Source organism: Streptomyces catenulae (assembly GCF_000718015.1).
GTDB lineage: Bacteria > Actinomycetota > Actinomycetes > Streptomycetales > Streptomycetaceae > Streptomyces > Streptomyces catenulae.
Genome location: NZ_JODY01000002.1, coordinates 424,084 through 446,121, shown reverse-complemented (window position 1 = coordinate 446,121; position 22,038 = coordinate 424,084). Strand labels below are relative to the sequence as shown.

The 22,038-nt window shown below is 73.4% G+C and carries 1 protein-coding gene (only partly in view); it reads left to right on the top strand.

Annotation, left to right across the window (positions count from 1 at the left end; all coding sequences use genetic code 11):
* Positions 1–22,038 carry the 3' portion of a protein-glutamine glutaminase family protein gene (locus tag IF23_RS0104015; RefSeq protein ID WP_245654880.1) on the top strand. Its footprint begins 19,938 nt before the window's first position, so only the last 22,038 of its 41,976 coding nucleotides appear in the window; the start codon falls outside the window, past its left edge; it ends in the stop codon at positions 22,036–22,038.

Here is a 22,038-nt window from a genome sequence, read left to right as displayed (position 1 = left end):
CGGCCCCCGGAGCTCCACGACGACGTACCGCCGCCGACGTACACGGAACCGTCCGGGACCGGCCCGGGCGGTGACCTCGATCCGCCCGCACCGGTCCACGACCCGGCGCACCCCGATCCGTCCGTGCACTGGTCGCTCTGGCCCGGCTGGGGCCGCGGCCAGGAGCCGGCGGGCGGGCACGAGCCGATGGCCCGGGCCGCCTTCCTGCGACGGTTCGCGCTGCCCGCCGATCCGGGCGTCCAGCACCTCCTGGAGCAGGCGCTGGCCGCGGCCGGGGCGTACTCGGCCGCCGACCGCGCCTGGCTCTACCACTTCCTGAGCGACCCCGCGGTGGCCGGGCCGGTCCGCGCGGAGGAGCGGTGGGACGGCGAGTGGTACGCGCCCTCCCAGACGCTGACGGCCCTGCTCTGGGCCGTCTCCCCCCAACGCGGCGGAAACCAGTGGCGGCGGAGCGGCTTCGAGACGCTGCGCCGGGCCGGTGACTTCGAGGCGGCCCTCCACGCCTTCGACGACCTGCTGTCGGAGTACGGACGCGGGGGCGCGGTCCTCCACCACTACCACGCGGTGCAGCCGACCCCCGCCGGAATCACCCAGGGTCTCCAGCGGGCCGTCGCCTACGCGGAGCAGATCGAGGAGTCGGTGGCGCACACCCACTTCATGGAGAGCTTCCGGCTCTGGGGAGCCGGTATCGACCAGCACCTCCAGGACGCGATGTTCCTGGGCGGCGCCGTGGACGCGCGTACCCGGGCCGCCTTCTACCGCCTCGCCGAGGCCGTCGGCTCGCTGGACGAGGAGCGGCTGTCCGCGGTCTCCCGCCGCGAGGGCCGGATCCTCCCCGGCGGCCTGCTCACCCTGCTCCGCTGGGCCGCCCGCGCCGAACCCGACACCCTCACCGGCGGCAACAGCCTGGCGAACCTGGCGGACATGGACATCGAGGAGGCCGCGGAGTACCTGGACACGATGGCGCAGGAACACGAGCTGTCGTCGTCGGAGCAGTTCCGCTTCCCGCTGACGGCGCGGGCCGAGGACGGGACGCCGCTGCCGCAGCCGGACGAGCAGGACGTGACGCAGGGCCTCGCCGTCTGGCTCCAGTACCAGCTGACCCTGACGGCGGACGCCTACGCCGCGCTGGGGGAGAGCGGCGTACAGATCCCGGAGATCGTGCACTACCTCCGCGGGCTCGACACCGGCGGGGGCACCTACCGCGCCGGTATCCAGGAGCTGCGGACCCTGCTGGAACTCGCCATGTGGACAGGGGGCTTCCCGCTCCGGGAGCTGCACCACCTCGCCGCGGTGCTGCAGATCCCGCCGACGGTCGCCGTCGGCCTGCTGCGGACGGCCTTCAGCTTCGGCCTCCAACCGGAGGACTACGGGCTGATGCGGCCGCTGCGTGACACCTTTCTGGCAGCGCACCGGAACGGCAGGGAACTCGGCGACCTGGTCGTGAACGAGATCCTGCCGCTGTTCGTGGAGCACGGGGTGGACACCGAGGCGCCCATGCCGGCGGAGCTGTCCGCGGAGGAACAACAGCAGGAGCGGGTGCGGAGGTTCCAGCAGCTCCACCAGCTCCTGAGGGTGATGGAGACGGCCGGTGCGGACCTGGCCGACCTCCCGGAGCTGGGCCGGTACCTGGCCGCGACGGCGGGCGGCCCGCTCGCGGCCACGGGGTACGACGCGCTGGACAGCCCCCTGCGGCACCAGGTCTGGAGCCGGATCCCCGAGGATCTGGCGGTCACCTGGAGCGCCGCACAGCTCGGCATCGACCGGGCGCGGTACGAGGCGCTGTGGCAGGAGCACGGGCAGACCTGGTTCGACGCCCGCCACCTGGTGGCGGTGGTGCACGGCACCGAGGAGGGTCCCACGGCCGCCCGGCTGTCCCCGACCGACGTGCTGGCGCTGGCCGAGCAGCTTCAGGGGGTGCCGAGCCACCTCCGGCGGATCGCCGCACAGCTGCGGCAGGCCCCGGCCGACCTGCTGTGGGACCTCACCGGTCCCGCGGGCATCACCACCCGGCGCGCCCTGGCGGACTGGCTGATGAATACGTACCAGGTCCTGGGCCGTCAGAGGCTGGACGACACCGCACGGGACCGGGTCGCGCGCGCCCTGCTGACCGAGGGCCTGATGGCCGCCGTCCGCGAGGCCAACACACTCGTCCTGTACGCCCACGAGACGGCATCGGTCCCCACGGATCTGGTGCCCGTACCGCTCACCGCCCCCACCCCTCCCGCACCGCAGACGGACCCGGCCCCCCACACCGGGGAAGAGCCGCACGACGACGGCCAGCCGGTCGAGGAGCTGATCGACCAGCCGGTCGAGGAGCCGGTCCAGGAACTGATCGAGGAGCCGGTTGACGAATCGGCCGAGGAGTCGGTCGAGGAGTCGGCCGACGAACTCTCCGACGAGCTGAGCGACGAACTCTCCGAGGAACTGCTGTACGAGTCGGCCGAGGAACTGACCGACGAGCTGATCGACGAACTGCCCGTCCACGAGGCCGAGGGCCAGCACGACCAACTCACCGACGAGCAGCATGAGCTGACCGAGGACCTGGCCGGGGACCTGACCGAGGAACCGATCGACGATCTGACCCACGATCTGACCCACGAACCGACCGACGAACCGACCCACGAACCGACCGACGAACTGCCCGTCCACGAGGTGGACGAGCCGCAGGATCAGGTCGTCGGTGAGCGGCGTGGTGGGCAGGAGGACGAGGTCGTTACGGGCTCCGGGCGCTTCGGGGGCCGGACGCTGGGTTCCGGGAGTGCCACCCGGTGGGCCCTGTGGACCGTGGAGTTGTCGAGTCTGCTGCGGGTGGCGGGGGACCGGGGGCACCCGGGGGCGCTCTCCTACTTCGACCAGGACTCCGTCCTCGCCCTGCTGGAGACCCGGGGCGCGGCACGGACCGCCGCGGCGCTCGTCGCCCATCTGAAGAGCCACGGCCTGACCCTGCGGGACCTGTCCTGGTTCAGCGATCTCGCGGAGTGGGGGAACGGACTGCCGCACGAGGTGTTCCACCGCTTCACGGAATCCGTACGGACCGTCGCGACCACACAGCCGTCCGAAGCCGACCGGTTCCACCCTCTGCTGGCCGGTTGGCGGCAGGGGCTGGACGGGCACGGCACCCTGCCGCTCGGCACCGACGGCGCCCGGGTGCTGGACCGCGCCCTGCGCGGCACGCCGGACGAGGACCGCATCAGCGCACTCGTCCGCCGCGCCGTCGACCACGCGCACCTGCCGCCCGCCTCTCTCTTCCTCGTCCTCGACACGGGCGCGCTCCCCGCCGAACTCACCGACCTCGCCCGCACGCTCGGGATCAGCCATGACGCGCTCGCCGTGCTCACCGACGAGCTGACCTGGCTGGGCGACGCCGCACCGCGCTCCCGCGCCGACCTCGGCGAGTACCGGCTGCGCGCCCGGCTCGACCTGCTGGGCCTGCACCCCACCGACCTCGGCTGGTTCGCCGACCGCGGTCTCCGCCTCACCCTGGCCGACCTGCTGGACTTCCTGCGCCATGCGCGCGCCGACGGGCGGACGCCGGAGGAGCTGCGGCAGCTGACGGCGGAGGAGCGGGCGTCGGTCGTGACGGACTGGCTGACCGGTCGCAGCGGACCGGACGAGACCGACAGGGCGTTCGGCCGCCGCTTCTTCCCCGACGACGCGCTGCGCTCCACCGTGTACGCGGCCGCCCGCGCCCTCGGCATGGACCCGCTGGACCTGCACCACCTCTTCGGCCAGGAGGTGCGGCAGCTGTACGTCCTCCGCCGGAGCGAAGGTCAGTTGGAGAGTCCCAGCTGGACGCCGCCGGACCGGTGGGTGCGCCTGATGAACGGCCAGTTCGACGGCCTCGGGCTGCGCGGAACGGCGGGCCATGTGGCACTGGCCCGCCTGGTGGAGCACCTGCCGTCGCTGATGCGGGGGACCGAGGCGGGCGGCGGCGCACCGGGGTCGCAACTGCTCGGCTCCGTCCGCTACCAGCGCGTCAACGTCTTCCTGCGCGGACTGGACACCTCGCTCCGCGAGGTGCTCGGCAGCGGTCCGTCCGCCGCCGACCACTACGACGCGATCCACCGTGCACTGAGCACCCGCCCGGACCGGACGCTGCGGACCGACCCCGCGATCCTCCGGGAACTGGGTCGGCACCTGCGGAACACGACCTACGGGAGCGGCACGACACCGCAGAGCCTGCACGAGACGACCCTCCGCTGGCTGGAGGCGCGAGAGGAAGCCACCGCCCAGCAGCGGACACCGGAGACCCAGCAGCCGGTCACCGGGACGAACGCCACCACCGAGCGGCGGACACCGACCGAACCGTCCCCCGTGCCGGAGCCCACCGAGCCGCCCGCCTACCTCGTGGCCGACGGCGAGGAGGCGCCCCCGTACCTGGACGACAACCGCATCCAGGAGGTCCGCGACCGCCACGCCGACCTGGTGGACACCTTCACCCCCGAGGAAATGGTCCGCCTCGACGACCTCCGGCAGCGGCTGGGCGTCCGGCGGATGGCGAACCTGGCCCGCCTCGCCCGGACCACGGGCGAGATCCCCTCCTACGGGAGGCTGGCCCGCTACGCCGAACAGTGGGGCGTCACCCCCCGGGACCTCTACCGCGTACTCAAGCGGTTCCCGGTCCGGCTGGACGTCCTGCCGCTGCTCGCCGACGCCCGTCGGCTGCGGGAGATCTTCCGGCCGCTCAACGACCGGCAGCTCTGGCCCGGACGGCCGGTCCGGCAGGTCGCCGCCGCGCTGATCCGCGCGGGGGCCGCCGCCCAGGCCCGGCAGCAGTTCCACTGGACGCTCCAGCCGGACCTGGTCTCCGATGTGACGGCGGCGGCCGACCACTTCCGGGAGACGTTCGGGCTCCGCGAGCAGGACCATGTGGAGCTGATCCTCGGGGACGCCGCCGACACCCTCGGCGTCTCCGCAGAGGACCGCGCCTGGTTCTACCGGCTCCTCACCGACCCGGCGGTGATCGGCCCCGCCGACCTGTCCGCCCGGACCTGGGACAGCACGAGCACCTGGCTGGCCCCGTCGCACGTACTGCACCTGCTGGAGACCGCCGAGGAGTGGCAGCGGACGGGCCTGCCCTACGGCCGGACCGTCACGCAGTTGCGCCGGACCGAGGGCTTCCCGGCCGTCCTGGGCGCCCTGGACGGCACCTTCGGTCAGCTGGCACTGTCCGAAGGCCTCGGCGTCCAGGAGCTGTACCCGGTCGACCGCGGGCCCGCCGGGGCGTTCCGCGCGCTGATCGGCTGGGTCGCCGAACGGCGGGGCCAGCTCCCGCAGGAGTATCTGGGCCGGTTCTCCCGCCGGTTGGCGGAGGCACGCGTCCGGTTGGCGGAGGCGCGCGTCGAGGCGACCCTCCAGGAGTCCCAGCGGCGCGCCGCCGACGAGGTGCAGCTCCAGGCACTGGCCGAGCTGGGCTTCACCCCCGAGGACATCGAGACGTACGCCCGGAGCATCGACGCCGCCGACGAGCGTGACTGGGTGGACGCCTTCGTCCGCGAGCACGGGCGGCTGCCCCGGGAGGAGGTCGACGCCCTGGTCCGCGCGGTGCATGTGCCCGCGGCGCTGGCGCCGGTGCTGTACGACCTCGCCCAGCTGTTCGGCCTCGGTGCCGACGAACACCATCTGCTGCGCGGGCTGCGCACCTCCCTGCTGGACCACCTCTCCGCAGGCGGCTCCGCCCGTACCTGGCACGAGGAGGTGGCCCAAGCCCACTGGGAGCGCCTCGGCGTCGACCTGAGGGACTCCTCCGGCCATGACCGTGAGTCCCGCTCTCTGCGGGGGCTTCTGACGACGCTCGACACCCACCATCTGCGCCTCGGGGACCTGGCGTCCCTGGGCAACCACCTCGCGACCACGTCCGGTATCGGCTCGCTGACCGGGGTGACCGACTACGAATCCGCGGGGCGCGCCGAACGCCGGGCCCTGTGGGAGTACTTCGCCCACGCCGGTGACCTGGCCGCCCAGGCGGTCCAGGAGTGGCGCGAGCATCGGCTGGCGGCGCAGAACGCGCCCTGGTACGACGCCGAAGCCCTCCAGCAACTCGCCGACGACCTGGGCCTCGTGGAGACCGGACCGCTGCTGGCCCTCGCCGAGGAGCTGCGGACGGTCCCGCAGGGCCTGCTGGACCTGATCCGGGAAACCCCCGGCGGCCCGGTGCTCCGGGACCCGGCGGAACTGATCGAGTCGCTGCTGACGGAGGAGGTCGCCGTGGCGCGCCTCCGGCTGGCGTCCGGTTTCCTCCGCTGGCCGATGGTGATCGGCACCGACGCCGAGGCCCAACTGCGCCGCACCGCCACCACCGAGGCGCTGGGGGAGGTCGCGGACGCGCTGTTCCGGTACGGCCGACAGGCGGCCGTGGAGACCGCCCGCCGCCTCTCCGACCTGGAGCGGGCCGCCTCCGTGCGGCGCCTGCCGCAGGACCGGCAGGCGGGCGCCGTCTCCTGGATCGGCACCGAGGCGCAGCGCCTCGCCCGGGTGTCGGGCGGCGCGCCCAGCCGGGGTAGCCGCAGGCGCCAGTGGCAGGCCCGCCCGTACATGGCCTCCGGGTCGGGCGGCGGCTCCTCGTCCCGCTCGTCCCGCGCCGACAGCATGCTCGGCGCCTTCCGGGTCGAAGCGCCCGGCAGCGTTTCGCAGGACCCACGTGCCTATCTGGACCGGGACCTCGCGGACTTCCGCGGGGGAGCGGAGTTCCGGAGCGCGACGGGCAGGCACTACGTCGAGGGTCTGATCGCCGCGCTCCGCGACAGCGGCGGGCCGGACGCGGCGTTGGCGGATCCCCTGCGGAACTGGATCAATCGGTACCACGGGGACAACCACCACCGGTGTGCCGCCGAGTTCGACCTGTGGTGGCGGGAGACACAGCGCAACGGGCAGAGCTTGCTGGACCCGTCGCCCGCCCTTGTGCGCGCCTACATCGAGCGCCGGTGCGCGCCCGAACTGACCTCCGGGGTGCTGCGCCGCCTGGGGCTGCTCCGTTCCTTCTACCGTTCGCTGGAACGGGAGTGGCCCCAGGGCTGCCCGTTCGAGAGCGTCGGCTCCCTGCGCCTCCCGCAGCCCGGAGGCTCCGCGGGACGGCACATGACGCAGCGGGTCCGGGAGAACGTCACACCGCAGGAGCAGCCCCCGCGGCCGTCCTCCTTCCGTGGGCCGGGCGGCCTGGACCTGTTCGGTGACGGGCCCACGTCCGGGACGCAGCTCTCCACCCCGTCCTCGGCGATGCACATCTCGTCGCTCATGAACGAGGAGCCGGTGACGGAGCCGTCGACGGCGAGTTCGGTGATGAACATCGCGTCGCTGATGAACGAGACCACCACGACGGACCCCACCACCACGACGGACCCCACCACCACGACGGACCCCACCACCGCGACGGACACCACTTCGACGTCCCTGGAGGAGCAGGAGACGACCGGGACGACGACCGAAGAGGGGCACCCGGCGCCGCAGACGGAGGCGGGGAACGCTCTGGAAGGGTGGCCGCTGACCGCCTTCCAGCTGATCGACACGCACCCCAACCCGGCCGTCGCCAGGGCGATCAGCGACTTCTTGCAGAACACGACGGTCGGGATGGGCGCCCGGGGCGTCATGGTGACCGCGATCCGGACCTGGCTCGACTACGTGGGGAGGAGCGAGGCGTACCGGCAGAGGCAGGAGATCCTGGCCCCGGAGAACGACAGCCGGTTCGCGAATTTCGCGACGTTCTACCGGGACGGCGAGCTCACCGGCTTCCCGTTGGGCACCCCGCAGGTGACGCGGCGGATCAACTTCGCGCAGCTGTTCCACACCTACCTGTGGGAGTCCGGTCAGCTGGCGGCGTTGTGGTCGGGTCCGGTCTCCTGCCCCCCGCTGGACCGCCGTACGTTGCAGCCCCGCACGGAGCCGCTCGACACCGTGCGGGAGGCTCCGCCGGTCACCCCCGCACCGGAGCCCACCCCGTCCGAGGGCGAGGAGAGGCAGCAACCGCCCGGGACGCCCGAGGCGATGGAACTGGACGAACCGACACAGCCGACGGGCCCCGGCCACGCCACCGGGTCCGACCACGCCACCGGGTCCGACCACGTGACGCTGCCGCAGAGTTACCCGGAAGACTGGCCGAAGGAGCTCTTCCGGATGGTGTCGCGGCACCCCAACCCGGCCGTCGCCGCCACGATCGCCGCGTACATCGACGACACGCCCCGGCTCAAGAACTCCCGGGGCCAGATGGGCAACGCGGTCCGGATCTGGCTCGACTACCTGGAGAGCACACTGCGGACACCGCACTCCCAGCCCGCCACGGACGGGGGACGCCAGCAGACGCAGCCGATCCTCGCCCCGGAGGACGACCGCATCTTCCGGAGCTACGCACGGCGCTACCGACTCGGCAGGCCGTCCCACTCCGCGGTCGACGACGGACAGCTGGTCAAGCGGCTCAACTACGCGCAGGAGTACCACGACTTCCTGATCCGAACAGGTCAGCTGGAGGTGCTGCGGTCGGGCCCGCTCGCCTGCGCCCTGCCGCGGGGCGGGCGGCCCATGCTCCTCACCGAGGAGACGGGCCCCGTCCTCCCCCCGGAGAACGACCCGCTCGACACCGAGATGGACGAGCCGACCGTGACGGGGCAGAACACCTCCCGGCCGGACGAGACGCAGGAGATCTCCGGGACGCCGGACGCGATGGAGCTGGACGAGCAGGCGCACCCCGTGAGCACCGGTGGCGACGACGGTTTCGTCACCTACGAGTTCGAGGCGTACGTGCCGGACGAGGAGTCCGTCATGTCCCTCGACCCGGCCCACCCCGACCCGTCCGACACCACACAGGAGACCGGGACCTCCGGACCGCGCAGGACCCGCCGCCGGGAACAGCACGACGAGGACCCGCACGACGAAGAGCGGTACGGCGAGGACCGGTACGACGAGGAGCAGCGGCACGGCGACGAGCAGCACGGCATCGAGGTGCGGGGATCCGCGCGGCGGCGGCCCGTACCGCAGCTCGGCCCCGTCGTGCCCGTGGGCGACGCGCCGGTGACGGTGCCGCCGACGTGCCCGAGCACCTGGCCGCAGTCCGTCTTCCCGATGGTCTCGACGCACCCCAACCCGGCCATCGCGCGTGCGCTCACCGGCTATCTGCACCACTACGCCGTCCTCGGCAAGCGGAACCTGCAGACGCGGGAGCCCGGGATCCGGACCTGGCTCGGCCATCTGGAGAGCCTGCGGGAGCAGCGGCCCGAGCTGTTCACGGCGGACGGACAGCACCTCCTGGACCCGCGGAGCGACGACGCGTTCCGGCGCGACGTACGCTTCCTCGACGTCGAACCCACCCTGGCCACGGCCGCCGCCTGGAGCCCGGACACCCTGGTCGACATCGCGCAGAGCCTCCACGACTACCTGCGCGACTCCGGCCAGTTGGACGTCCTGCGCTCGGGACAGCTCGGCTGGCCCGCCGAACTCGCCCGGCCCACGGACCCGCCGGAGTCCGGCACCGTCCGCCACCGGGAGCCGCGCCGCACGGAACGCCGCCCCCGGCCCGGCGGCAACGCGGTGACGCGCCGCACGGAGTCCGGCTCCGGCGGCGGCACCCCGCCGCCGGTCCCCACCGTGCCCGCCACGCGGTTCGTGTGGAACCAGACGCCGCTCCACCTGACCGGCGCCGAGACCGGCGCGCAGATCCTGCGGGTGCTGCACTCCGCCCAGCGGCTCGTCCTGCCCAGGCAGCAGCCGCAGAGCTGGTCGCGCACCATGTACGACCTGGTCGACGCGCGACGGGTGAGCGACCCGGAGCTGGCCGCCGCGCTCGCGGTCTGGTTCGGCCGGGTGGCCACGCTCCCCGCCGCGGCGCGGATCGCCCTCGGCATCCGCGACTGGCTGACCCACCTGGGACCGGAGGTGCCGCGGACGATGGCGCGGGTCGTTCCGCCCCAGGACGACATGGTCTTCCGCTCCGCCGTGCGACAGCAGCGGAGGTGGGGGGCGCGGCAGGACGAACACGGCAACTGGCAGGAGGTCCGTGAGCGGCACCGGGTCCGGGCCGCCCAGTACTTCTACGAGTACCTGCGGGACAACCCCACCCTGCTCGACCCGTCGGGGACGAGCCTCGACGAGCCCGCCCTCACCACCTTCGAGGAGTTCACCGAGCCGGCCCCGCCGAGCCCCCTGGTCATGCCGGAGGACGACGGATTCGACGGGGGCCGGAGCCTGGTCCTCGACGAGGACGAGGGGGACGGCTCGTGGGTCGAGGAGCCCGGCGCCGATGAGGCGGAGGCGTTCCTCACCTGGGCCGAGGCCCACGAGGGACCGGTCACCCGCGCCCGGCTCGACGAGGGCTGGCGCCTGCTCGCCGCCGCCGACGACGAGGTGTACCTCGCGGACGCCGATCCCGCCCTCCGCGACCGGCTGCTCGCCCAGATGCGGCGGCTGGACACCCCGGGCACCACGCCCGATCAGGTCCCGGCCACCTCGTCGCAGCTGCCGCGGCAGCGCGACGGATGGGCCGCCTGGAACAAGTGGTTCAGCTACCTGGGCAGCTTCCTCCACGCGCCCGGCACCGCATACCTGCCGTTCCGGACACGGAACCTGACCCGGACCAACCTCCGGGACGTCCGGATCGCCGTGGGCGAGCAGTTCCGCCGCGACCTGTGGGAGGCGCGGACCGCCGAACGGTTCCTGGTGAGCATGCGGGCCGAGTACAGCCGGGCGATCGACGCCGCGCTGGCCCGGCTGCGCGCCGACGACACCCTCCAGGGGCCCACCGCCGGTATCCGGAGCACACCGCGCTGGAACACGTCCGCCGTGGTGGACCCCGCGCAGTGGAGCGGTGAGGCGGCGCAGCTCCTCACCCAGCTCGACCGGGAGAACGAACCCGAACTGGCCGCCGCCGTCCGCGGCTGGCTGGGCGGGGAGGCGCTGACCCACCCCGAGCGTGGGTTGCGCGCCCGGGCGTTCCAGGCGTGGCGCAACTACCTCCGTGGCCGCGACCCGCAGGCGGGACCCTTGACCACGGCGCACCGGCCGATGCTGGACCGGCAGTTCGACGCCTACCTCGCCGCCCACCAGGCCACGTCCGACGGTGGCGCCAAGAGGATGCGGGTGATCCGGCGGGCCTACGCCGCCCTCTTCTACGAACACCTCGCCACCCACCCGGAGTTGCTCACCGGGCACCCGCCCGAGGACACCGACACCACCTGGGTGGGCGGAGTGGAGACGACGGTGCAGGTGCTGGAGGCCGCATCGGGCGGCGGCAGCGCCCCGCTCGGCGACCGGTCGACGTGGTCGGAGTGGATCGACCGTGCGCTCGCCTACCGCCAGGAACTGGACGGGGCGGCGCCGCACGGGGTGTCCGACGAGCGGGCGGCCGCGCTGCGGGAGCAGCTGGACACGGTGCTGGCACAGTGGCCGACCGAGCCGCACACCGCCCCCGGACGGCACCAGGAGACGGTCGGCGCCGAACTCTTCGACGCGCTCGACCCCGGACTCGACACATTCCTCTACACGGTCACGGACCACCAGCCGGTCTCCTTCCCGGCGGTCGACCCGGAGCTGGACGCGTTCCTCGGGATGCACGACGGCCAGGAAGACCTGGACCCGACCATGGGCCTGGACCTGGGCATGGGCCTGGATCTGGACCTCAACCAGATCCTGACCGTCACCCCGGACCAGCGGACCGGCGCCGACGAGGGGCCCGTCTCCATCGCCCGGACCCTCGACCTCTCCGGCTGGCCCGCCGGCGTGCGGGTGCTCCTCCTCGACCTGGAGACGGTCCACGGCAGGGGCTCCGACGAGGTCCGCCTGGTCGCGGACTTCCTCGGCGACATCGTGACCTGGAGCAGCCAGCAGCAGGTCGCGTCGGGACTGCGGACATGGTGGCGCCACCTCGACGGGGACGACCTGATCGCCCCGCCGCGGGAGGCGGTCACGGAGTACGTGGCACAGCTCCGCGCCGACCTGACGGACGGCACCCGGCGGCCGTACGAGCGGATGCGGGCCCTGGCCGGGCCCCGCAAGTTCTACGCCTACCTGCGGGAGCACGGCGTCATCACGGCGGACCCGTTCCACCACACCACGCTGCGCGGACCGCGTCGGCTGCTCCAGCAGGCCAGGGAGGCGCTGGACGAGGTGGCGGCCACCCCGCAGGAGCGGGACGCCATCCAGCGGTGGGCCCAGGAGCGCCGCGCGGGGCTGCCCGCCCTCCGGCACGTGCTGCTCTGGCACCGGTATCTGCGGGAGAACGGCCGGTCGCTCCTGACGGAGACGGCCGCAGCCGCCACGTCCGGGGAGTTCGTCCGCCATCTGCAGGGCGTCAAGTTCGGCCTCCCGAACCTGGACATCCGGAAGGCCCGAGCCTCGGCCGTCGAGTTCATGACGTTCCTGGACACCGGGTCCGCGCCGCGGACGGGGGAGGAGCCGGAGCACGGCGACGGCGGATCGGCGCAGGACGAGGAACGGATCACCGCGCCGACGTACTGGGCCGACCGCGAACGCCTCCTCCTGGACGACCTCCAGGACGTCTTCGGCCCGACGGACGTCCGCACCCGGCAGACCCACGCCTGGCTGGAGCTGGAGGAGGTCCCCCACATCCGCGGCCCCAAGGCGGCACAGCTGGCCCGCTGGTGGGGGTATCTGGAGAGCCTCGGCGCGGACCTGCTGGACGACGGTCCCGGGCTGCTCGGCACCGAGGCGTCCCGGCAGGCGCTCGGGAACCTGCGGTACGTGGCCGACTTCTACCGCCACCTGGTCATCCGTGAAGTGATCGCCGCGTCGCAGCTCCCCGCGTCCGGCCCCACCCCGGCGGTCCGGCCCGCGGCGGGCTTCGAGCCCCTCACCCACGGCCCCGACGACCTCCCCCCGGCGCCGCGGACCCGCCCCGAGGACTGGCCGGAGGACGTCTTCACGTACCTCGGCGAGCTGACGGGGACCGATCAGCGGCTGGCCCGGGCGCTGACCTTCTGGATGCAGCAGGAGTTCACCTTCGAGGAACGCGCGTTCCTCATGGACGCCGTACGGACCTGGACCGACTTCCTGACGGCCACCGACCGCCACCCGCTGAACGGCAACCACTCACCGGCCACCGACCCCGGGTACACCGAGTTCCTGGCCACCCTCCGGGACAACGGGACCGACCGGCCGCTCTCACCGGCACAACAGCAACTGCTGCGCACCGGCGCGGAGGCGTTCTACGGGTTCGCCGTCCGCCACCCCTGGCTGCTCAGGACCCCGACGGACCCCACCGCCCCGCTCCCCCCGACGCCCGACGCCACCACCCACGACGAGCACTCCGCAACCGTCACCCGGCCCCGTCACGAGACCCCGGAGGAGGACTACTGGGGGCAGCTCTTCCACGACGAGGAGTTGCTGGCCGCGCTGGGGAACGGCGAGGGGACCGACCCCTTCGACCCGAACGCGTTCGACTTCGGCCCGACGGAGACGCTGCAGGACGCCTCCACACCCCCGCAGTTCCCCACCGAGAACCAGGGCGGCACGACGGGCGACCTGACCACGGGCACCTCCGACCTCGACCCGCTCCTGACGGAGATGGCGCACCTCCAGCAGAACGTGTCGGACCCGCAGTTCCCGCCGCTGGACGAGGGCGGCACCACGCTGTTCGACCCCGACCAGAGCTTCCTGGACTTCCTCCGGAACGGTTCCTTCGACGGCCCCCTCCCGCAGGACACCGGATCCGGCGTCCCGGACTTCCTCACCGCACTGGAGGAGATGCCCTACCTCGACCCGAACCCGCCCACCCTGGAGGAACTCCTCGGCGACCAGCAGCAGCACACCCCCGGCACCGACACGGCCGAGGTGACGCCGCCCACGGACGGCGCGGCGCAGCCCACGGTGGCGGTCACCGGGCCCACCCCGCAGGCCGACCCGACCCCCGGCCCCACCTCCTTCCCGCTGTTGCCGGAGCTGGACCCGCACCCCGCGAACGGAACCGCGCGTGAGCTGACCCGGTCCCGGAACGCCCTGCGCACGCTCCGTACCCACCTGGCGACCTGGGAGCAGTCCCGGCAGCCGCAGGGCGACCGGACCTGGCATCCGCTGCTGACCGGCGCCCAGACCTCCTACACACAGCGCATGCGCGAGCTGGAGGCGTTCCTCGACGCGCACTCCGCGCTGATCGACGGCTGGGGCGGCCCGCGGCACGACGAGGCCGTCGCCCGCTTCCTGATCGAACAGGTCGAGCCGTGGACCCGCGAGGAGCCCTCGAACCCCCCGGCCCTGCGGGAGCTGCGCCGCGCCGCGGTCGACCCGGCCCAGATGCTCGCCCACTTCGGGAAGGACGACCCGGCCCTCGCCAAGGCGGTCGCGGACACCCTCACCGCCGACCGGGACGACCCCGGCACGGACCGGGTCGTCCGGGCCCGGCAGTTCCTCCGGCTGGCCTGGTCGAAGCAGCGGGTGGCCGGACGGGTCCTGCCCGTGGACGCGCTGCTCACCGCGGCGCTGCTGGAAGGGCTCGGGATGAGCCTCGGCCGCCACTTCTTCCGGCAGTCGCCCCAGCAGCTCTTCCCCGACCAGCACCGCCTCTTCGGCGGCGCCCGGGCCGTCCAGGCGGCCCTGGAAGCCGTCGGCGCCCGCGACACGTTCACCGCGTACTTCGACGGCGCGACCGACGCGCCGAGCGTCTTCGGACACGTCCTGGACACCCTGGCGCGGCTCGACGGCTGGGACGGCAACTTCCCCGCCCGGCTGCCCGATTCCGTGGTGCGGAAGGTCCGCGACCTCTTCCACGAACTCCACCAGTTCTTCCAGGCGTACGCCTCCGTGCCGTACGCGCACGCCGAACAGACCTCGCAACCGCCGCAGCACCCGACCGGCCCGGTCTTCGCCTACCAGGACAGCCACGAGGGCCGCCCGCACCTCCCGGGCAGGCGCGCCCTGGTGCCCGAGGGCGGCGTCTTCCGCTACGACGGCGTCCACCGGCAGCGCTACCAGGAGCTGGCGCGGCTGTTCGCGACGGACGAGGCGGTCCACGAGGCGTACCGCACGTTCAAGGGGGAGCAGCTCGACGAACTGCTCTGGAGGGACGGCTGGCTGCTCGCCGACGACCCGGTGGACCGCATCCGCGACGGACACCGGCCCGTCGAGCGGGACTACGACGCCGTCCGCCGGAGCTGGGGCAACCGGCCGCCGCGGAACCCGGCGACGCTCCCGGACCACCTGGTGCGGCAACTCCTGGGCAACGGTGTGCCGAACGACGGCGCCGCCCGGATCGCGCTGAACGCCGTCCTCGCCTTCGCCGACGGCAAGCCGTCCGCCTTCTGGGACGCGTTCGACGCCCGCGAACCGTCCGCCATGGCCGCCGTCTCCGTCGCCGTCACCGCCCTGCAGACGCTGCCCGGTCACACCCGCGCCGTCCGGAGGCTGGTGACGACGGAGGAGATGCCGTTCCAGATCGGCGAGGAGATGGATCTGGACCTGCGCCACGCCGACCGGCTGGCGGGTCTGCCGAGGACCGGCGCACCCGGTGCGGTCCCCCGCCCCGGCGCGCAGCTGCCGTCCAGCGCCACCATGGAGATCGTCTACGAGGGCTTCGACACCGTCGACGTGGACGCCCTGGCCCCCGGCAAGGTGCTGTTCCGCCCGAAGAGCCGCGGGGTGGTCGTCTCGGTGCAGTGGGCACCGGAACTCGACCTGACCGTCGGCTGGGCGAAGGACGGCCGGCCGATCATCCGCCGCGGCCACCGGGTCACGGTGGTGCCGATGGGGGAGGAGATCGGACCGCGCGTCGAGGTGCAGGCACCCCCGAAGGAGTTCCAGCGGTGGCTGGGCTCGCTCGGACCGGTCTGGGCGCAGCGCTTCGAGGTACGCCGCTACCAACTCGGCGACGGCACCCGGCTCAGCCGGTTGATCGCCCGGCACCATCTCGCCCCCGACGAGGGGATCACCCCGAAGACGCTGGCCGAGAAGAAACAACAGACCAAGGAGGCCGGAAAGCTCTACCACAACGTCGGACACCGCTTCCCCGACGGCGATCTGGTCCACTTCGCGGTGGAGTTCGTCAGCGCCAAGGCCGTCCGCCACCACCATGTGAACCTCAAGCCGGGCCGTGACCGGGAGAACAACGTCACGTGGTACGAGGGCACCCCGGTATCGGTGATCGCCCACGAGACGATGCACAACTACGGCACCTCCGACTGGTACGGGGAAGGCCTGCCGCGCCCCCTCGACGAGGACGGCACGCTCATGTCGGCGACCGTCGTCGACCGGTGGGGCCGCATCCCCAACTCGAACCTCCTGTCCGACGCCGCCGGGCTCCCGCCCAACCTGCGGCTCGCCGTGCACGACCTGATGATGATCTGGTCGTCCATCCAGCGGAAACGGCGCCTGCTGGAGGAGGAGACCGCCACCACGGGCGGGACGGACCATGCGACGGGCACGCCGAAGGACCCGAAGGGCAAGGCGAAGGCCGGACGGGACGGATGGCTGCTCTCGACGGATGCGAAGAACAACGAGGTGCGGGCCGCGGCGGGCGCCGCGCCCAAGCCCCTGCCGCTCACCTTCGACCGGGTCACCGTCCCGCTGGAGGTGCGCCGCAGGGTGCTGTGGGGCGACTCCGGCACCTTCCGCGCCGGACGCATGGCGCCGCGCAACCACTCCAGCGTCCGTGAACAGCCCCTGCAGATGGGCGCGCTGCTGCCCAACCACACCTACTGGGCGACGTTCCGGTCCTGGCAGTCGCCGCAGGGCCGCTTCACCTTCCGCACCACCGTCGACGACAGCACGGGGCTCACGCCCGAACCGGGCGCGCCGGTACTGATGTTCCCGGACAACCGGACCGAGGACGAGATCGTGTACGCGGCCCGGCAGGCGTACTTCGACTGGCGGGACCGCGGCGGCACCCTGGACCCGGGCGCCGGGCGGACCACGTTCGACGGCGTCTACCAGGGACTGCGCATCCGCGGCGTCATCGATGCCACCGGCCGGATCCTCGATTTCGCCCCGCACGAGGACCAGAGCGACCCGAGGACGGGCAGGCTCCTCCAGGCGCCGCTCTTCTTCGACCAACTGCTCGGCCCCGCCCCCCTCGGGCTGCCGCGCCTCACCCGTTCCCTGGAGCGGTTCCTCCTCGTCGGCGACCGCGCCAAGCGGGTGGGCGGCTACTTCTTCTTCGACCAGGGTGTTCAGGGCGTACTCGGCACCCGGTACGAGCCTTTGGTGCAGCAGAACCCCAACGGCACCTTCTACGCCGAGGTGGAGGCCCTCGACGTGACCGTCGGCACCCACCAGACCGAGGCCCGGGACCACAACCGGTGGCGCCCGATGCTCGACGCCCACCAGGGGCGGCGCCTGCTCTTCCCGCGGGGCCGGAGCGAGGAGTACCCGGAGGGCTGGTCGGCGGAGAGCCTGTGGCTGCATGTGCAGACCGCCTATCTGACCGCCATGGACAGCGGCCGGTTCGTCTGGCCGGTGGGGGAGGCCCGGCATCTGCACGCGGGCTATCTGTGGACGGGCGAGAGCGGCGGCATCCGCATCCAGGGCTACACCCTCCAGGGACGGCACATCTGGGTGCGGCCCGCCCCGCACCAGCCGCTGCCGACCTGGACGGACAGCGGCACCCTGGTCCATGCCCGGACACTGCCGGAGGAGCACAGCCTGGAGATCGGCGGGAACGGGGGGTATTCCTACCGTTTCTCGCACGCCGTCCTCGGCGACGGGGACTTCGCCCTGCACATCGCCCTCGACCTGCCCGTACCGTCCGGCATGACGTCCGAACAGGTCGCACGGGCCCACGCGCGGCTGACCGCGATGCAGCAGGAGATCGACGCCACGTACAACCACCTGAGCCGGATCGACGGCGCCCCGGTGACCCGCTTCGTGATCCGGACGGTCCTGGAGGGCGGCGAGCCGTCCGAGGAGGCGATCGCGGACTTCCTGGAGTTCTGCGGGAACGAACCGGCCCTGGCCGCGCAGGAACTGATCGGCTTCGAGGCGACGGACGAGAACCTCAAGCTCCTGCTGGACGCCGCCCGCGCGGTGCTGGATCCGCCGAACCCGTACGCCCCGCAGCAGTGGGGGGAGGGGTCGCGGATGGACATGGCCCTCATGGCGATGAACCACCGCAGCGTGGAGGAGATCCTCTGGGACCCCCAGGCGAAGAAGCTGCTCGACGCCTACCGGGCCCGGGAACTGGCACCGTTCACCACCCGCGAGGAGACCCTCGGGGAGCTGCTCAGCCAGCACTTCCACCGGTTCACCGAGCGCGGCTGGCACAAGACGCTGACCGAGCTGCCGTCGGACCTCACCATGGACGACGTCCGTCTGCTCGCCGTCCGCACGGCCCGGCGGATCCGGACCGAGGGACGGTCCGGCCGCATCGCCGTCGACTGGGTGCCGGACCACGACGACCTCCAGATCCATGTCGAGATGGACCGTGACGGGCTCGTCGACGACTTCTTCCTCGTCCGCGGCGACGCCCCCACGCCGCCGCCCGCCCCGCAGGACGGGGACGACAGCGGCAGCGACATCCTGGAGAGCGACATCCGGAACCGCGACGACGAGGAACCGGAGGAGGACGACATCCTCGACGTCCTGAGCGGCGGCGGCCAGGCCACCGGGCAGACCGACGCCGCGGCCCACACCGCCCACACCACCCACCCCACCGTCACCGACGACCAGGAGGTCCCCGGGCCGGTCCTCTCCGCCCCGCCCACCGGCGACGCGGCCCCGCACTTCACCGAGAAGCTGGCGCAGCTGCTCCTCCACGGCGACCGGGACCGCGGTCTCGCCGGGCGGCTGCTGCGGAACGCGGACGAACAGCGGGCCCACGGCATCGTCTACGCCCCGCGCAAGAGGCTGCTGCGGGACGCCGACCGGACACTGTACGAGGAGGACTGGCTGCACACGGAGAACGGCATCCGGATGGCGAAGGTCCGGCTGCTGGACGAGAACGGGACGGAGCACGGCCCGGTCGGCGCCGCGTGGAAGGAGATCTTCCCGACGGGGTGGACGCTCGACACCCTGCGCGACGCCGTGACCGCGGCCCACGCACACGCCCTGGAATCGGGGGAGCTGAGCCTGCACGGCGACGGCTACCTGTGGGCCGGTACCGGCAACGGCGTCCGGATCGAGGGGTACGTCCGCGACGGCGAACACCAGTGGATCCGCCCGGCGCACCACCTCCAGCCGCAGATCGGGCCGGAGACCGAGGCGGAGGTGATCGCGCACACCGCCCCGGTGACGGTGGAGCTGCCCGGCGACGGCGGGCCCCTCCCGCTGACCGTCCGGCACGCCCTGCGGACCGACGGCACGGCCGTGGCGCAGCTCACCGTCACCCTGCCCCGACCGGCGTCCGGCACCACCGACGGCACCGCATACGCCACCGCCCTCGCCCGGCTCCAGGAACACCTGGACACCGTGCACCGGGCGCTCACCGGGACCGCGCAGCCGGTCACCGTCACGGTGACCGCGGCGGAGCCCGGCGCCCACCCGGGCGGCGGCGCCGACCTCCTCGCCCTCCTCCTCTCCGGCGACGACGCGGACCTCGCCGCCGCGGCACAGCGCCTGCTCGGCACCGCGCCGACCGCCGCCGGGCTGGACACCCTCCTCGCCGGGGTGCGGCGGCTCGTCCCCGTCCCCGACGAGGCGACCGCCTGGCAGCCGCGGACGGGGTACGGGGCACCGCACCTCACCCCGGCGCTGCGGATGCGGGCCGCGGCCCGGGTCACCGCGTTGACCGGCGACGCCGAGGTCCGGGTGGTGTCCGGCGACCCGGACGCCGTCCCGCACGGCTCCGGCGCCGCCCGGCTGGCCGGTCAGCTCCGCGACCGGTTCGCACCCGAGGCGTGGCAGCGGCGGTACGACCCGCGGTACCTGCCGGAGGGCTGGAGCACCGACCGGCTGCGCGTCGCCGCGTATCTGACGGCCCGCAGCGGCCGGACCACCCCGCCGCCCGGCGCGCCGGAGTTCACCGTCGAGGCGGGGCCCGAGGTCCCGTTCACGATGACGGTGACCGTCGACGCCCGCACCGGGAACGTCCTCGACTACGAGCTGCCCGACGTGCCGCCCGGCGGCATCGTCCCCGTACCGCAGCCGGGCGCCACCCCGGGCGGCCCCGGGAACGGCACCCCGCCGACCGCCACCGGCGGGAGCGACGTCTTGGCCCTGCTGCGGGACGCGATCCGGCGTGCGCAGGCCGGTCCGAGGGTCCTGCGGGGCGCGCGGCCCCCGGCGCCCGGCGGCGGGAGCGGTGTGTCGGCCCTGCTGCGGGACGCGATCCGGCGTGCGCAGGCCGGTCCGCAGGCGCTGCAGAGCGCGTCGAACGTGCCGCCCGGCGCCCCGCGGCAGCGGCGCGGCGCCTTCGGCGGCGCCCCGACCTCCGGCACGCTGCTGTCCCCGGGCCGTACCCGCGCCCAGGCCGTGGTGCGGCGGCATCTGGACACCGCGCGGTCGCTCACCGCGGTGCTGAACGAGGTGGAGGCGGCGACCGGTTCGCTGCCGCAGGAGTCCGTCGCCGGACTCGGCCTCGACCAGGCGGCGGTCGTCGCCCACCTGGCCGTCGTCCGCATGGCGGCCCGGGCCGCCGGTCTGCTGCTGGCGAACCCGGTGCCGCACCGGGAACTGCTGGACCTCCTCGGCGCGACCGGTGGCAACCACCCGGCCCCGGACCGGAGCTTCGAGAGCGGCTTCCGCTCGTACACCGGCCTCACCCCGGTCGACGCGGTCCGGCGCGCGGTGGAGCAGCGCCGTCTGGGCGCGGAGTGGTGGCAGCCGCTGATGGCGGCGCTCGGCCACCCCGAGGCGCCTGCCGCGAGCGCCCTCGCGCCCGTGGAGGTCGCGCCGTACGCCCTGCCGCAACAGCTGCCGCAGGTCGTCGCGTTCGCCGGTGAACTCCACACCCGGCTGCGCGACGGGGCGTTCGACAGCGCCCTGCGGATGCTCGGCGGACTCCACCGCGATCTGCGCAAGCTGTGGGCGGTCCAGGACGCCTGGACCGCGGCGTACCACTCCGACCTGGAGAGCGAACTGCGCACCCTCGCCCCCCGGCGGACCCCGGACATCTCCTACGCGCTGGGCCTGGGCACGAGGGACGTGGTGAGCCGGGAGCTGGTCGACGGCTGGTACGAGGATCTGTCCCGGATGTACTACCACGACCACCAGTTGGGCGAGCTGCCGATGCCGCACGGCCACCCGGAGGACGGCTGCTATCTGCGGGCGCACCACATCGCGCTCAAGCTCCAGCAGTGGAACGCCCCCGTCCGCAAGATCACCGTGGCGCGGACCGAACCCCGGCTCCACGTCGCGAGCCCCAACGCCGCCGGAGCCGACAACACCAGCCCCGGGCGCATCGAATGGGACTACCACATCGCCTGCGCGGTCCCCGTGACCCGGACGGACGGCAGCGTCGTCCTCCTCGTCCTCGACCCGGCCCTGGGCAGGGGGGTGCTCACCGGCGACGAATGGCTCGCCGTCATCGGCGTCACCCAGGACGAGGGGCTGCGGCTGATCGGCTCGCTGGAGGAGGTGCACACCGCGCTCATCGCCAACTACCTGGAGAACCCGGGCGGCTGGAAGGCGATGAGCGGCGGCGGACTGCTGCCCCTCCAGGCGATCACCGTCGTCACCGACCCCTACGCGCAGTACTTCCCCAACCCGAACCTGCCGCAGTGCCGCTCGCTGCGCGAGGCGGACACCGTCCAGCGCAACTTCAGCGAAACCCTGCGCACCCACAGCCTGGAGGCGATGGAACGGGACATGGTCCGCGAACTCCGGCAGGAACTGACGGCCCGGGAGCACGGCGGCGGAACCGGCGGCACGGAGTGGGCGGCGGTCACCTACGACACGCTGAGCGTCACCGGCACCCTGGAGCGCCATCCGGAGCTGGAAGCGCGGCTGCGCGCGCTGCTGCCACCCGGCCACCAGACCCTGGGCGGGACATCAACCGGTGCCCGCAACCCCGACGTTGAGGCCACGGAGCTGGATATGATCCTCCAGGGTGCGGGCTTCCTCGCCACCCCGGTCCTCGGCTCCATGTCACCCACCGCCCTCCAGGCCCTCGTGCACTGGGACGGCTCCTCCGACACCGCCATGGACCAGACGCCCGGCCCCGGAGCCGGGCAGTGA